Raw genomic sequence first — 16,592 nt, forward strand, 5'->3', positions numbered from 1 at the left:
GCCTCGGTTATCGAAATACACTACTCGAAGATTAACTTGACAAAATAATGCCAAGGAATATAATTACATTGTGGGCTGAATATTCCAATATTTCAGAACACAATCACCGTAAGAGCATAAGTTAAATTGTTAGCATCAAGAAACAAATTAGATTAATATTGACTGCAACACAAGTGCCGCTATAGTAACTTAGCTGTCAATTTTATGAAAGCGAGGAACAAAGATGAGTGAAAGTGTAAAAGAAGGGATTTCAAAACTGAGAGAGCTTATGGACGAAAAAGGGTTAGACGCCTATGTTGTTCCATCCTCAGACAATCACCAAAGCGAATATGTTGGAGAATTTTTCAAGTCTAGGACCTATGTAACCGGTTTCACAGGTTCTTCTGGAACAGCGATCATTACAAAAAGCGAAGCAGGGCTTTGGACAGACGGACGGTATTTCCTTCAAGCCGAGCATCAGCTTGAAGGAACTGAGGTCAAGCTCTTCAAGATGGGCAACCCTGGTGTCCCTACAGTGTTGGAATACTTAGAAGCCAATATTCCAAGTGATGGAAAAGTCGGATTTGATGGACGCCTTATACCAATGCAAGATGGTAAAGATTTTGTTCAGCGACTTGCACATAAGAACGTAACCATAGAATACGCTTACGACCTCGTTGATATGGTGTGGGAAGGTCGTCCAAAGCTAGCAAATGAGCCCGTTTTTCTTCTTAAGGAAAAGTATTCCGGTGAAAGCACGTCGTCCAAGCTGTGTAGAGTAAGAAATGTCATGAAAGAGGTAGGTACCAACTATCATGTCATCACAACTTTAGATGACATCGCATGGTTGCTCAATATACGCGGAAATGATGTTCTGTACTCACCGCTGGTACTCTGTTATGCGGTTGTTTCCATGGAAAATGTAGACCTGTTCATTGAAGAAAGTCGACTTGATGCGAATGTCAAAGAAGCTTTAGTCAAAGAAGGTGTTAATTTTAGGCCTTACAACGACATTTATGAATATGTCAAGAACTTCAATACTGAAGATATTATACTAATAGACCCTGCCCGTATCAATTATGCACTATATAAGAACATTCCTGCTCAAACAAAAAAAATTGAAGCAGACAATCCTACTACCTTATTCAAGGCCATTAAAAACTCTATAGAACTTGCCAATATTGAAAAAGCTCATATTAAAGATGGCGTTGCCATTACTAAATTCATATATTGGCTAAAAACAAATGTTGGAAAAACCAAAGTTACAGAAATCAGTGCTTCTGAAAAACTAGAAGCATTCAGAAAACTCCAAGATGGCTACTTATGGCAAAGCTTCGCACCAATCTGTGCTTTCAAGGAGCATGCAGCCATGATGCATTATTCTGCTACTCCTGAAACAAATGTGGAGCTCGAAAAAGGCTTCTTCTTCTTAATGGATACTGGCGGAAACTACCTTGAAGGTACAACTGATATCACCAGAACAATTGCTCTTGGCGAAGTAAGCAAAGAACTTAAACATCACTTCACAGCTGTAGTAAGAGGTATGATGAATCTAGCCCGTGCCAAATTCCTATATGGATGTAAAGGATATAATCTAGATATATTAGCTAGAGAACCCATGTGGAATCTTGACATCGATTATAAATGCGGATCTGGTCATGGAGTCGGCTATTTGCTTAATATTCATGAAGGACCAAGCGGCTTCAGATGGTATATCGTACCATCCAAGCATGAAACCCACACCCTAGAAGAAGGCATGGTCATAACAGATGAACCAGGTATTTATATCGATGGATCCCATGGAATTCGTTTAGAGAATGAATTAATCGTCAGGAAAGGTGTTGAAAACAATTTTGGACAATTCATGTACTTTGATGCTGTAACCTATGCTCCTATCGATTTGGATGCCATAGTAACAGAAGATCTTAGCCGTGATGAGAAACTGTACTTAAATAATTATCATAAGCTTGTATACGATAAATTAGCCAACCACCTAAGCGATGAAGAGCGAGTGTGGTTAAAGTCGTATACAAGAGAGGTTTAAAATTAATATTTGGAGGAGAAGTTATGAGTGAAATGGTAGTAAAAAATAAACGTCCCTTTGGCTTTTACGTTTGTTGTGTCGCGTTTATGTTCGAAAGAATGGCCTATTATTCTGCTAAGTATCTGATATTTGTCTTTGTTACTGCTACGCTGGTAACAGGGGGATTGGGTCTTACAAAGATTGAAGCCGCACTTATTCAATCAAATCTTGTTGCATTTACCTATCTCGCACCTATTGTTGGTGGATACCTTTCAGATAGGTACATAGGGGCCAGATATTGCGTTCCTGTTGGGTTGATTCTAATGGCAGGCGGGTATTTAGTGGGTGGATCTGCAACGAATGTAACAACCATGAATATAATGGTTACCCTTGTAGCCATCGGTACAGGCCTTTTCAAAGGCAACGTTTCTGCAATCAATGGCTCTTTGTTTGAAGATGAAAACCAGTTAGATTCGGCATTTTCAGTTCAATACTCCTTCGTTAATATCGGATCGCTTATTGGGACAACGGCAGTAGGTATTCTTGTAGCCACTACTTTTGCTCACGGTAATGTTCAGGGATTCAGACCTGCGTTTCAACTGTGCGGTATCATTTGTGTAATTGATGCTCTGTGGTTCCTGTTCGGTATGAAATTCCTTGGAGATGTAGGCAAAAAACCATTCAAAGCGGGCAAACACATCGAAAAGAAAGTCGAAACCGAAATTAAACCATTGACGAGAGTTGAAAAAAGAAAAGTCTTTGCTATTGTTTTAGTATCAATATTCTCAATTGTATTCTGGGTGTTTTGGTATCTAACTTATTTAGCTGTTTATGATTACGGTGGGCAGTTTATCAACATGAATGTTGGCGGATTCGAAGTGCCGCTTTCATGGTTCGACTCTTTGAATGCCTTTATGTGTATTGCTCTTGGGCCAGTCTTGGCTTCACTGTGGTTTAAGATGTCTAAGAGTCCTAAAGGTGATTTGAGCTTGTTCAAAAAATTAGCTCTAGGTCTTGGTTTTCTTGGTATGTCCTTCTTAATGCTTGTATTTGCAGAGCTTTCAAGAGGCGTAGGTGCAGCCGCTACATCAAAGGCGAGTATCATTTGGATCATTGCATTCGGTGTTCTACTCAGCATGGGCGAAATGTTATTTTCCCCACTTGGTAACTCCTTTGTTACTAAATATGCACCTAACAAGATTTACTCGGTACTAATGGGGGTTTGGATTTTCGCTACATTTGTTGCAGGCAAATCATACGGTTACCTATATGCTATTGCTTCAAAATACCCAATTATGCAATCGTATGTTGTCATCCCTATCATTCTGTTCGTATGTGCAGTATTGCTGTTCCTCTTTGACAAGAAACTTGTAAAACTGCTCGAAGATGAAGAAACAGAAAAAAACGTTAATGAATCCGTGGGAACCCTATAAATAGCAAACAGCTGATACTTTGTATAATAGGTTATTTTTTAAACAAAAAAGACGGCTTCTGTCTTGTACAGGAGTCATCTTTTTTTCTGTTGTTTTCCCTATACTCCTACTATCTTCAAACATTCTACTATTTTAGGGTTAAATCATCTTTTCGTTTATTCTACATCCTTATATTTACTATTTTAAAAACATTGTAAGAGTTGATACTAATTCTTCTATTTTTTCTTCTGGTGTTTTATCGGAATCTCCACAAATTAAACAAGTCTTAGCATAGTTTTCTAAAACAAGGGCCCCTACCTTATTAATTGCCGCTCTTGCTGCAGCAACTTGAATTAACACATCTTTACAGCATGAATCTCCTTCAACCATTTTCTCAATACCTTTTATCTGTCCCTCTATCCTTCTTAACCTAGTTTGAATATCTTTTTTTGATACGACCTTTGACTCCTCCATACTTAAATCACTCCTAAATTTAATTTAAAACATCATACCCATACCCCGTATTTTATTTATTATACCATTATTATCATCAACCATCAATAGGATTGGTTATAGATAGTTTTATTATTAACTAAGTAAAAACCCCTCCAGTTTTTAAACCGGAAGAGTCATAATCTATGCACATATAAAATACTACTCTTGTTCATTTAATATGAATCTTTCTATAATCTCACCTATTGCGCCATTATTATTATCTCTTTCTGTGACAAAATCAGCAACTTCTTTTATACGACTCCTAGCATTTTGTACTGCAATTCCTAGTCCTGCGCATTGAATCATGCTTATATCATTCTCATCATTACCAATTGCTATACATTCTTCTAAAGAAACATTATAATGATCTGCTAAAATCTTTAAAGCAGTTCCTTTAGTTATTCCTTTACTGTTTATTTCAACATTATCTATGCCCGATTTCGTGGTTTCAACACCTTCGATTGTTTCCACTCTTTTTCTTAAATTATCTAAGTAATCTAAATTATTATCTATAACAACAACCTTGCTTACTTCTATCTCATTAGCTTCAATATATTTTTTTGCATCTGGTATTAATCTTATCTCCATTCTATATTTTCTATCTAAATTACTATTAAATTTATAAAATTTTTCAACTGCGTGACCAAAATGTTCACTATAAATAATATCGTCACCATAGAAGTGATAATAAGTATCTTTGTCTTCTCTAAAAATATCTATAATTTTCAAAAGACACTCTTTATCTAGAAAATTTGAGTAAATAGTTTTCTTATGTTCGTCTAATATTATTGCACCATTGCAGCAAATCATAGGCTGATTTTTTGCTACGGTATCTTCATAAAACTTTAAGCCAGCAGGTATTCTCCCTGAAGTTATTACAACTTTTACCCCTAAGCTAGCAGCTTTCTTTATCATGGCTAAATTATAATCCGATACATGCTTATCATCATTTAAAAGCGTTCCATCCATATCTACTGCAATAATTTTATATTTCAAAATTCTATACCTCCTGAATCTATAACATATATAATATGCCAAACAATTTATATCTTACATCTCATCATATGTAGTCTTTATCAAATATAATTAAACAGTAATAAAAATCAAACTAAAAACATAATGTTATTTAGAATTAATTTATAGTAAGGTGATGGGATTGAAAAAAATATTATTTTTTATAGCTATTTTATTAAGTGTAATAATTATGTTTATGGGATGTAATTACAACATAAACAATATTAGTTTTACCAAAACAAAGCCAAATAACTTCTACTATACAAATATTTTGGCTAAAAATCTTACCTTGGAATCGGAATGCAAAGCAATAATACTTGACACTAATTTTTATAATGAGAAAGAATTACAAAAAGAAAATATTGACACAATTAAATCAATGGTTAAATCCCTTAATAAAAATAATTTTATATCAAAGCCAAATGATCTTCCAGAAAAACCAAGTTATAAGATTTTTCTTAAATTCAACAAAGATAAGGTTGTAATTAATGTCTATAGTGAAAAATACTTATCAATCTATCCATGGGATGGAAACTACCCAATGGATTATATTGACATGACTAGTACCCCTGCATCTTTAAACATATTTAGCCTAGCAAAATATATTTTCAGTTAAATTAGAAATACGAATATTGCAGAATTATTCTGCTTTACTTCGTATTTTTATTTTATATCTGTGTCATACACACAATAATAACATATATTATTATTGTGATAATTATTGTGAAGGGTGACACATTAATGTTTATTTGTCCTTACATTTCAAATCATAAAAATTACTTTAGAAATCCTGATCCTGAATCCTACATTAGAATACTTCATGCGAGTCCAAATTCCCCTGCTATAGATGTTTACGTAAATAACATTCCACAATTTAGAAATATATCCTATAGAGGCTTCTCTCAGTATATAAAATTGCCTGGTGGTGGATTGTATAATATAAAAGTGTTTCCTGCAGGGATTAAAGTAAATCCAATTATAAATACTAATATATTTATACCTGATGGTAAAATTTATACCGTTGCAGCTATAGGAGAACTTTCTAATATTAGTCTTTTACCAGTAGAGGACCCTCGTATACCAATGACTCCTGGCAAAGCCTCTATTAGATCTGTCAACTTATCTCCAGATGCATCAAACCTAGATATAACTTTACCTAATGGAGCAAAATTGTTCAGCGATGTAGGTTATAAGGAAATCGAAAAATATATTAACGTAAATCCAGGCACATACACTCTTCAAGCTAGAGTTGCTGATACTAACAAAGTTGTGTTAAATGTTCCTAACATTAGGTTAACACCTAATAGATTTTATACGATATATGTAGTAGGATTTGCTTCTAAATCACCTGGACTTCAAGCCTTGATTCCTTTAGATGGTAATAGTTATTTAGAGTTCTCAGTTTAATCTATGTTTCAATTATGAAATAAAGTTAAAGAAAACTACCATAAGCTTGGTAGTTTTCTTTAACTTCTAAGTAAGCTCTTTACTAATAACCTAACTCTTTTCCCACTATTATAACCTTTACTCTTCCCTTTTGCGTCTGCCTTCTCATAAGTACATAATCATTACAGATTCTCTCATTACTATTACACTCAACACAATAACCAACTTTTGTACAAGGTGTATCTCTATTTAAACGTTTTGTATTAGCTGGTGCTGCACATCCTTTAACTCTAGTAATAGCATCTTGAACATCTTTAACAATTTTGTTTACGCCTACAATTACTACTACCTTATCTGGTCCATAAAGCATAGCTCCAACCCTATTTCCGTTTCCATCTACATTATATAGCTCACCTTTTTCTGTTACGGCATTACTACTAACAAAATAAGTATCGGCTAAAAAGGTTTTTCTAAAGATATCTTTCATATCTTCAGCTTTTAATCCTTCTTTGTATCTATCTAAAAAGTTAAACTTACCACTTCTTAGGTAGTCTATAACTCCGGTTTCAAAAAGAGTCATAGAACCTCCTACAGATACGGTATCTCCATCTTTAACAAATTTACTTATTGTATTTAATAACTCTTTTTCATCTTCCACATAGTATGCTTCCATATTATTTTTTTCTAGGTTTTCCATAGTTCTTTTTATTTTTTGTTCCATTACCCAACCAATGTTCTTATCCATCTATATTCCCCCCAATTTTCATACTATATATAGTATAAAAAATCTTAAATATAATATCAATTTAATATACATTCATTTAGTCATAATTTAACTATTTAAATGTATAATTACTATTATTTTCTTTAATTTTATAAGAACAACTAAAAATCCAGTAAATAGTTTATCTCATAAACAGGGTTCTTAGTAGCTTTCACAGAGTGCGCGGGGGTATTAGAGCGGTTAGTCATCGGATAAAAATAAAGGTACTTATAGACAGTTCTATTTATAAGTACCTTTATTATATTAAATTTATTTAATTTTTATTATAATTTTTGAACATTCGATGCTTGTAGTCCTTTTGGTCCCTGTACTATATCATACTGAACCTGTTCACCCTCGCTTAAATTTTTTCTCTTTCCTTCTTCTTTGATAGCAGAGTAATGAACAAATACATCGTTTCCATCCTCTCCAGAAATAAACCCATAACCTTTTTCATCATTAAACCATTTTACTACACCTGTTAACATCAACATAAACCTCCAAATACTTTATTCAATTACTATTTAAAAATTAATTTAAAAGCTATCAAATTCATTTTTAAATAATTATATTAGTATTATTTACAGAATATCTTAAATAATACATAAAACCTTATATTAAAAATGAAATGGCAACTATTACATATACTGCTATTAGTTGAATTCCTTCAAGCCAATTTGATTCTCCATCACTAGCCACCCTATTTGCTATTAAAACAGATACTATTAATGCTACTAATTCAAACTCATTAAATACTATACTCATCGGCTTAAAGAAAAGACTTAAAAACACAAGTATTGGTGCGACAAATAAAATTATTTGGAGGCTCGAACCTATTGCTATTTCAACAGCTACGTCCATTTTGTTTTTCATAGCCATAATAATTGCGGTACTATGCTCTGCTGCATTACCTATAATAGGAATAACAATTATACCTACAAAAAACTCACTTAATCCAATAGCTTTCGTCATCGGTTCTACTGAACTAACTAAAATTTCACTTTCAAATGCAATTGCTACAGTTGCTAATATTAAAACTATAATAGATTTTTTAAGGCTCCACTTTGTCTCCCCAGTTTCTTCATGCTCAGAACCATATAAATCTTTATGTGTATAAAATGAGAAAACTAAACCTAGTATATAAATTATAAACATAGCAACAGCTATACCAACACTTAGCCATTCATATTTTTGAGTAAGTAATTCTTTGTTTATAGTATGAGTAAAAATAGCTGGTATACTAAGGCCTATAACTGCAAAAAGCAGCATACTAGAAGATACCTCTACCACGTTTTTATTAAACTTTTGCACCTTATATTTAACTCCTCCTAGCAACATACTAGCTCCAAGCACAAGAAGTATGTTCCCTATAACTGAACCAGCGATAGAAGCTTTAACAACATCAAAAAGTCCAGCCTTTAAAGCAAAAAATGCTATTATAAGTTCTGTTGCATTTCCAAAAGTAGCATTTAAGAACCCTCCAATTCTTGGACCTGAATAAGCAGATATCTCTTCTGTAGCTTCTCCCATTAGCCCTGCTAAAGGTATTATAGCTAAAGCTGATAAAATAAATAGCATCATAGGATTTATGTGCATAAATTCAGCTATTATACTTACTGGTACAAATATTAAAAATAACTTTAAAATTTTCATTTTATTACTCCCTTCATTTATACTTTTATTACTTATCTTCCTTTATTGTTATATATTATCATTATCTTTCTAAAAAATTAATATTAATTTACGATCCTTAGTTTTAATCTCATAAAGTTACCATTAATAATTTATCCAAAACCTAACTATTGTTCAATGTATTTTAGCCATCAGCAGTTAAGTAATCTTAAATCTAGACCTTTCCTCTTAACGTTGTAAATATATTTATAATATAGTAAAATCTTATAGTAACTGTTTATTTACATAAATTTATTTATATTCTATAATGTAGTCTTGTTCTACTAACACAATTTTATTTATAGAATATACACGTTTTCAATAATATAATCAACAAAACTACTATTTTAAGTTAAAATATAAGGAGAGATTTATAATGCAAGAAGAGCATACTAAAATAAATGAAATTGCTTGGAACCAGATGGCTTATGAAGCATGGGTCTCCCGTTTCGGCACGCCACTAGAAGCTTCAAAGAAGATCATTAATGATCCATCTTCAAAACTTGGGATGTTAAATAAATACTTTAATGATGTTAACAATAAAAAAATAGCTAACTTACTCGGATCTAATGGTACTAAAGCGGTTTCCCTAGCTTTAAAGGGAGCAGATGTTACAGTAATGGACTTTTCCTATGAAAACTCACGATATGCAATGGATCTAGCTAGAGAATGTGGAGTTAACATAAAATATGTTGTTTCTGATGTATTAAATCTACCAGATGAAGAGTTTACTGGTGATTATGATATCGTATTTTGTGAACTTGGCATCCTTCATTATTTTACAGACTTAAATCCATTTTTTAATGTTGCATCAAAACTTCTTAAAAAAGGTGGTATTTTCTTACTAGAAGATTTTCATCCTATCTCAACAAAGCTTATAACCACAAAAGGTAAAAAACATAAAATTACTGGAGATTACTTTAGTGAAGAAACAGAAGATACAGACGTAGCTTATTTAAAGTTTGTACCTGGTATGGAGAACTTAACCGAAGAAGAAAAAAGAGCTTTTCAAAAAGCTCGATTAAGGAAATGGACTATTGGTGAGATTGTGACCTCTATAGCTAATAATGGATTATATATAAAAACATTAGAAGAGAGTGAAAGCCCTAAGCCAGAGGATAAAGGCATTCCTAAGTTATTTACTATACTCGCAGAAAAGATATATAATTGTAATCAAAATAATCTAACCTAGCTAAATTATTTTGATTTATAATCCATAATTTAAACCTTTTCTTTAGTAAACACTAAATGATATAATGATAGATATAAAAGTTTATCATATTAGCTAGTAACTAAGTAATGAAATAACTTAAAAGGAGCACCAAAATGAAAAAAGGAGATAAAATTGCTGCTATATTAATAGTAGGATTGATTATAATAAGTGCTGCTGGAGTATTTGGATATAAACAGTATGTGAAAAGTTCTCATAAAATAGCAGTAATAAAACAGGATGGTAAAGTTGTGAAAACTATTGATTTAGATGCATCAAAAGCAAAACAGCAGATTAATATTTCATATAAAATTAACAACTTCAATCTAGTAGAGGTGGAGTCTGGAAAAATTCGTTTTGTAGATGCTGATTGTCCTGATAAAGTTTGTGTTAAGACCGGGTGGATATCTGAGCCTGGTGAAAGTGCTGTATGCCTTCCACATAAAACTATTATTACTATAGAGGGAAAAAACTCAAACTATGATCAGATATCAAACTAATTCATTGTAAGCAAATTTATGACAATTCATTTATCAAATGACAATAAAAAATCAGTAGGGTATATGATTAGGAATTATTAGATAAATGGTTTTGCATTCATGAAAACATTCCCTATTTCTAATTCCTTAGGGGGGCATTGTTATGAATAAAACAAAAAAAATGGTATTCTTAAGTTTTTTAGTAAGCATAGCTCTAGTAATATACATAGTTGAGGCTCAAATTCCTGTTTTATTTCCAGGAATAAAACTAGGCCTAGCAAACATAATTTCTCTTGCTGCTTTGCTTATGCTTGGGTGGAAAGAAGCTCTCTTAATTATGTTTTTAAGAACTATACTTGGTTCAATATTTGGAGGCAGCATGTCTGCATTTATGTTCAGCATAGCTGGTGGACTTCTGAGTAACATAGTTATGATTATTCTGTACAAATCCTTTAAAGACTCCATGAGTTTATGGACAATAAGCATATGTGGAGCAATTTTTCATAATATTGGACAACTTTTTGTGGCATCCTTTGTAGTACAAGACTTTAGAGTTTATGTTTATCTGCCTATACTTTTAGTGTCTGCAGTAATTACCGGGTATTTTATAGGGTTATGTACTAAATTTTTAAACTCTCATCTTAATAGAATAGGAATGTTTAAAGATATTATTTACAAATAGATTAAAGATTCTTTGTCGCAAAATTCGTTTAAATGGAGGTAGCCTTTATGCCGTCTTATATAGTCGATGGAATGTTAGTACTTGGCATTATCCTGACAGTTTATTCTTTTTGGCCAAGTAGAAGAAAGAAATAATTTATAATACCAACTCATATCCAAAGGCTTCAATTTTTTATAGTTTTCTTATAGAAAAACTATAAAAGATTGGAAGCCTTTAAGTTCGTTAACAACCAATAAACAGTTCTTTGGTTCATACTTCAATTAATAAAAGGAATAGTTACATTACCTTCTATAACCTTCATCTGGACAACTTCCTATGATTTTGATTTTATTGTCAAATCAGTGATGAAAATCACCTATGCAGATGCATAAAAACACTATAGAAACAGTAATACTAATTTTATGCAAGGTGATAATTTAAAAGAAAATTCGATTATAATATTACTTTTAAAGCCATTATTACTATACAATACTTTCGTTGGATAAGACAGGAGGATTACTAATGCTAAAAAAATTTTTAGATGTTTTACTAGGAGAACCTTTAGCAAATGAAAAGGGTAGTAACGAAAAATATAATGTTCCTTTTGGACTTGCAATCATGGCTAGTGATGCAATATCATCCGTAGCCTATGCGGCTCAGGAAATTCTTTTTGTCCTAATAGTTCTTGGCACGCTAGCTTACCAGTGGTTAACATGGACTTCTTTCATGATTATTGGCTTATTAATAATATTAACAATTTCATATATTCAAATTATTAGGGCTTATCCTCAAGGAGGAGGTGCCTACAAGGTAGCTAAAGAAAACATAGGTACTAAGGCCGGTTTATCCGCTGGTGCAGGACTAATTATAAGTTACATACTTACAGTTGCCGTTAGTGCCAGCGCCGGTGCGGATGCTGTCATTTCTGCTTTTAGTAGCTTAACAGAATACAAAGTTACCTTTGTTATAATTATAATTTTAGTTTTGACAATCTTAAATTTAAGAGGTATAAGTGAGTCTTCAAAAATTTTTGCTATACCTACCTATATTTTTATTTTCAGTATGATTTTTATGATTATCTACGGTTTATTTAAGTATTTCGTGTTAAATATACATCCAGAACCTATGTTTTCTATTCCTGAAAGAGCTACACAAAATATATCAATATTTCTTATTTTAAGAGCTTTTTCTTCTGGTTGCTCCGCTTTAACTGGCGTAGAAGCAGTAAGCAACTCTGTTCCAAACTTTCAGGAACCAAGTCAGAAGAATGCAAAGATTGTTATGATTTTATTAGCAGCTTTAATATTATTCATATTTGGAGGTACTTCAGTGCTTGCCATATTCTATACGGCTGTACCGATCGCAAATGGTCCTACAGTTGTTTCACAGATTGCCTTTGGTGTTTTCCATAAGGGAATAATGTATTATATAATACAGTTTAGCACTGCTGTAATTTTGCTCATGGCATGTAACACAGCCTACACAGGTTTTCCAATGCTTATGTACATAGTTGGAAGGGATGGTTTTGCTCCTAGGCAATTTACAATTAGAGGTAAACGACTTAGTTTTTCTTTTGGAATAACTGCTTTATCATTTATAGCTTGCCTTCTAGTTATTGTATTCAAAGCAGATACTCATAGATTAATTCCGCTCTATGCAATCGGAGTATTTATATCCTTTACTTTAGGTCAATTTGGTATGGTAAATCATTGGAGAAAAGAACGAGGTAAAAACTGGGTAAAACGTGCTATTATTAATGGCTTTGGTGCTTTGGTTACTTTATTGACAACACTAATAGTTTTAATTGAGAAATTTAGTGAAGGTGCATTTATAGTTGCAATTTTAATTCCAATTATAATCTTAATTCAAATGAGAATTAAGGCTCACTACGATAAAGTTGCTTGTGGTTTAAGTATTAGTCAGTTAAATTTAAAGAAGGTAGACTTAAAATCAAAATACACTCATATTGTAGTAGTTCCAATTGCCAGCTTAAATAAGGCAACTATAGGTGCCCTCCAATATGCTCAGAGTATAAGTGAAAATGTTATTGCTCTTAATATCTCAACAGATATAGAATCAATGGAGAAGCTTAAACGTAGATGGAGTGAATTAGATACAGATATACTACTTGTTGCAAAGTATTCACCCTTTAGAGCTGTGGTTACTCCTCTTCTAGAAAATATAGTACTAATTGCAAATGCGGCAGGTGAAAATGAAAAGGTAACAGTAATTGTACCACAATTTGTTACACATGAACATTGGGGAGAGGTTTTACATAACCATACAAGTTTCTTTATTAGGGAAACCTTATTAAGAAATCATGATGTCGTCGTAGCTACTTTTCCATATCACTTAATAGATGAGGATGATTGTGAGTTAGATAACTAGTTTATTCTACGTTTATTAATCATAACTCTACAATATTTGAATAATTGCAGTATATGGCGACTTAATCGTAAGTTTAGTGCGCTGTTATAAGGTTAGGTTTATAGTGTTTCGTAAGCCCTCATTTCGAGGACAGAATCTAATACTAACTCGTTTTTAAAGGCTCCAATATTTTTCAATGTTTTCTTACAGAAAACTGTGAAAAATATTGAGAGTCTTTAAACTCGTCAGTATAAGATTCTATAACCTCTTACTCGAAGCTTACTTCACACCATAAACCTAACCTTATAACAGTTGTAAATTTTTATTTTAATTCTAGCCTTTTTATTATGTGTTTGTAAATTCTCCAAACTTAAAGGCATGCTAATGCCTTATGCCGAAGGCTTCAAAAAAATATTTTTTCTAGATTAGTCTGATTATAAGATATTTCACAATAATTACCCGAAAGGGCGCTAATATAAAGAAAGTATATATTCTTAGTAAAAACTTGGTACTAGAAATTCACTTAATCTATAATAGATATAGAAAGTTATAATTACGGAATATTAACTTTAGTATTATCCTAGTAAAGCATAGGTTATACTTAGAATATATAACTTGATACTGTTGTTAAGCATATGAATATTATAATTAGTTGTATCAGAACAGTAACTTACTACGAGGTTAAGGAGGCTTTTATGTCAGATATTATAATCAATTTACTTGAGGAGTCAGATGCACAGGAACTTTTTACATTCGAACTTAAAAATAGGGCTTTTTTTGAGAGAGTAGGTTTCCCAAGAGGAAATAACTATTATGAATTAAATAATTTCAATACAATAATAAAGGAGTCAATGGAGGAACAAGAGAAAGGATTAGTATACATGTATTTAATAAAGAATCATACTGGAATGATTCTTGGCAGAATAAATTTATTATCAATAGTAAGAGAAATCTTTAATAAGGCTGAACTCGGTTATAGAATTGGTGAGGAGCATCAGGGAAAGGGGTATGCAACAAGTGCAGTAAAACTTATTTTAGATGAAGCCGCCAATATTCATAAACTTCATAGAATAGAAGCAGGAACATCACCTTATAACATAGGTTCTCAAATAGTATTAATAAAGAATGGTTTTCAGTTTACTGGACGTGATAGTAAATACATTTATAAGAATGGAGAATGGTGTGACAGTATATTTTTTGAAAAAATACTTGATTGAATATAAGCTGTTAAATACAGTTAAGACTCATTTTTCTTATTAAGTAAATCTATCTAATTATCTAGATTTTTGAATATTATGGTGCTAACGCACTGAGGAATTGTTTAAATTTAAATATTTTTTCACTATATTATTTTTAAAGCTAAACCACTTTCATGCTAGCGCATAATGGATTGGGTAATCCAAAATTGAAACACTTGATTTATTTAATAGATTTAAAACTCATAAAAAACTTACAGTTGTTAGAAGTAGAGGTTTATAGTGTGGAGTCAGCTTCGAACAAAGGATTACAAAATCTTATACTAATAAACTTAAAAGCTCACAATATTTTTCACAGTTTTCTGTAAGAAAACATTGAAAAATATTGGAGCTTTTAAAGGTTTATTGGTATTAGATTCTGTTCCTGAAGAGAGGGCTGACGCAACACTATAGACCTCTACTTCTAACAGTTCTCTAACCTAATTTTAGGTCGCACTCTCTTATTATTTTTCTTCAATCTCTAACTTTAAAACCTTTGCAAAGTACTTTGCTGTACTAGCTTGGAATGTCAAGGTAATTATTATTGCCATTGAAGTTACAGCAGATATTATATCTGCATTCTCAATTTTCATAGATATAAGCATACCAGCAAGAGCAGCAGGTATAACTCCTGTTTCTCTCGTCCACATCAGATAAGCTATTTCTCTAAAATTCCACTTTGCTTTTCTATCAAATATAACTGAGAAAAGCACAGATACCGGTCTGGCTATAAATACAAATCCAAGAACTACTATTAATGCACCTACCCAGTACTTTCCTAATATAGCAAAGTTCATTTGAACTCCTAATAAAACAAATATCATTATTCTGAGTATAGAAATTGTGACCTCTTTAAACTTTAAATGTAATTCATAAGATTCCTCACCTATAGCTGAAAGTTTAAACATTCCTTTATTACCACATACTATTCCTACTATAAACACCGCCATGAATCCACTAAATGCAAAATGAGTTGCAGTTACATAACTTCCAAGTACTGCTGCTACGGCTATTTCAGCTGCATAACCTTTTAGCAAACCAGACTTAGCTTCAGATACAAGAAATGTTGCTATAAATCCAAATATAGCACCCACTAAGGTTCCACCGCCAGCTTCTTTTAATAATTCAATTAAGCTGTGGCCTAGTGAAAAAGCTCCCCCTGATATAATACCAATTGTTGCAAAAGTCATAATTGCTCCTACCGCATCATTAAATGCAGACTCTGAAATTATTGTTTGTTTTAACTTAGGACTTATATTCATATTCTTGAACAATGGAACCAGCACAGATGGATCTGTTGACGCAATAACGGATCCTAAAAGCAATGCATACATAAAATCCAAATGTAATACCTTAAAAGCAAAGAATCCTGTTATAAACGCAGATATTATTACCCCTAAAGTAGCCAGTACTCCAACAGACACCTTTACTTCGTTTAATACTTTTAATTGAATCTCCCTACCACCATCATACAATATGTAAGCAGCTCCAAAGGATAATATGAGCTGATTTGCTACTGGATAACTCTCAAAGTTAACTAAGTTTAATACCGATGGTCCAACAATTATACCAGCTATTATAAATAATACTACATCTGGCATATGTACCTTTTTACCTATTTTAGCAAATATAACACCTGATAAAATTATTATTGCTAAAAGCTTCATTAAATTTTCTGTTAATAATACCGTATTTCCTTCCATCTAATTCATCTCCCTTAATAACTAATTTTGTATAATTTCTATAATACTTGTATAATTGTGTATACATTTACAAATTATATAATAATACTACAACATAATCCTGTCAACCTTCTACCCTTATTATTTGAATACTTATACTATTTCATTTAAAATATAAACACCAATCTTTTGATAAAATTTCATTTATTAAAAAC

15 protein-coding genes are annotated in these 16,592 nt (G+C 32.0%); 9 read left to right on the plus strand and 6 right to left on the minus strand.

The genetic code is table 11. The features are described 5' to 3' along the window. The first annotated feature begins 223 nt into the window (after positions 1-223). Positions 224-2,023: an aminopeptidase P family protein gene (locus tag AC0N0V_RS17705; protein ID WP_474459829.1), complete on the plus strand. Its 1,800-nt coding sequence runs from the start codon at positions 224-226 to the stop codon at positions 2,021-2,023. A gap of 32 nt (positions 2,024-2,055) precedes the next feature. Beyond that, entirely contained in the window at positions 2,056-3,435 is a 1,380-nt protein-coding gene (locus AC0N0V_RS17710; RefSeq protein ID WP_474464573.1) for a peptide MFS transporter, read from the plus strand. A 177-nt stretch (positions 3,436-3,612) separates the two neighbouring features. Here the strand turns inward: AC0N0V_RS17710 and AC0N0V_RS17715 are convergent, their stop codons facing one another. Both AC0N0V_RS17715 and AC0N0V_RS17720 read right to left on the minus strand, forming a co-directional pair. Further along, positions 3,613-3,888, minus strand: a complete 276-nt coding sequence (locus AC0N0V_RS17715) for a metal-sensitive transcriptional regulator (RefSeq protein ID WP_474459831.1) — start codon at positions 3,886-3,888, stop codon at positions 3,613-3,615. 180 nt (positions 3,889-4,068) lie between these two features. Then, complete coding sequence (locus AC0N0V_RS17720) at positions 4,069-4,905, minus strand: Cof-type HAD-IIB family hydrolase (RefSeq protein WP_474459833.1); 837 nt, start codon at positions 4,903-4,905, stop codon at positions 4,069-4,071. Between the two features lie 154 nt (positions 4,906-5,059). Between AC0N0V_RS17720 and AC0N0V_RS17725 the strand changes: the two genes are divergently transcribed. Next, complete coding sequence (locus AC0N0V_RS17725) at positions 5,060-5,539, plus strand: DUF4883 family protein (protein ID WP_474464575.1); 480 nt, start codon at positions 5,060-5,062, stop codon at positions 5,537-5,539. Between the two features lie 125 nt (positions 5,540-5,664). Continuing rightward, entirely contained in the window at positions 5,665-6,330 is a 666-nt protein-coding gene (locus AC0N0V_RS17730) for a DUF4397 domain-containing protein (RefSeq protein ID WP_474459835.1), read from the plus strand. Positions 6,331-6,412: 82 nt separating this feature from the next. Here the strand turns inward: AC0N0V_RS17730 and AC0N0V_RS17735 are convergent, their stop codons facing one another. From AC0N0V_RS17735 to cax, 3 genes are all read right to left on the minus strand, one after another. Then, positions 6,413-7,054, minus strand: coding sequence for a lactate utilization protein (locus tag AC0N0V_RS17735; protein WP_474459837.1), 642 nt, complete (start codon positions 7,052-7,054; stop codon positions 6,413-6,415). A gap of 302 nt (positions 7,055-7,356) precedes the next feature. Continuing rightward, on the minus strand, positions 7,357-7,560 hold the full coding sequence (locus AC0N0V_RS17740; protein ID WP_474459839.1) for a cold-shock protein: 204 nt from the start codon (positions 7,558-7,560) through the stop codon (positions 7,357-7,359). 124 nt (positions 7,561-7,684) lie between these two features. After that, on the minus strand, positions 7,685-8,725 hold the full coding sequence (gene cax, locus AC0N0V_RS17745) for a calcium/proton exchanger (protein ID WP_474459841.1): 1,041 nt from the start codon (positions 8,723-8,725) through the stop codon (positions 7,685-7,687). Between the two features lie 394 nt (positions 8,726-9,119). Between cax and AC0N0V_RS17750 the strand changes: the two genes are divergently transcribed. The 5 genes from AC0N0V_RS17750 to AC0N0V_RS17770 all read left to right on the plus strand — a co-directional run bounded on the left by AC0N0V_RS17750 (position 9,120) and on the right by AC0N0V_RS17770 (position 14,677). Then, on the plus strand, positions 9,120-9,935 hold the full coding sequence (locus tag AC0N0V_RS17750; protein WP_474459844.1) for a class I SAM-dependent methyltransferase: 816 nt from the start codon (positions 9,120-9,122) through the stop codon (positions 9,933-9,935). Positions 9,936-10,069: 134 nt separating this feature from the next. Then, the gene (locus AC0N0V_RS17755) at positions 10,070-10,453 is read left to right on the plus strand and encodes a NusG domain II-containing protein (RefSeq protein WP_474459846.1); all 384 of its coding nucleotides are present in this window, start codon (positions 10,070-10,072) and stop codon (positions 10,451-10,453) included. 142 nt (positions 10,454-10,595) lie between these two features. Continuing rightward, positions 10,596-11,114, plus strand: coding sequence for a Gx transporter family protein (locus AC0N0V_RS17760; RefSeq protein WP_474459848.1), 519 nt, complete (start codon positions 10,596-10,598; stop codon positions 11,112-11,114). A 501-nt stretch (positions 11,115-11,615) separates the two neighbouring features. Continuing rightward, the gene (locus tag AC0N0V_RS17765; RefSeq protein ID WP_474459850.1) at positions 11,616-13,481 is read left to right on the plus strand and encodes an APC family permease; all 1,866 of its coding nucleotides are present in this window, start codon (positions 11,616-11,618) and stop codon (positions 13,479-13,481) included. 674 nt (positions 13,482-14,155) lie between these two features. Then, the gene (locus AC0N0V_RS17770; protein ID WP_474459852.1) at positions 14,156-14,677 is read left to right on the plus strand and encodes a GNAT family N-acetyltransferase; all 522 of its coding nucleotides are present in this window, start codon (positions 14,156-14,158) and stop codon (positions 14,675-14,677) included. Between the two features lie 482 nt (positions 14,678-15,159). On the opposite strand, the gene AC0N0V_RS17775 is transcribed toward AC0N0V_RS17770, so the two are convergent. Next, positions 15,160-16,398 carry a cation:proton antiporter gene (locus AC0N0V_RS17775; RefSeq protein WP_474459855.1) on the minus strand — a complete coding sequence of 413 codons (1,239 nt, stop codon included), beginning with the start codon at positions 16,396-16,398 and terminating at the stop codon, positions 15,160-15,162. Positions 16,399-16,592: the final 194 nt, after the last annotated feature.

Source organism: Clostridium sp. CS1-1 (assembly GCF_056135525.1).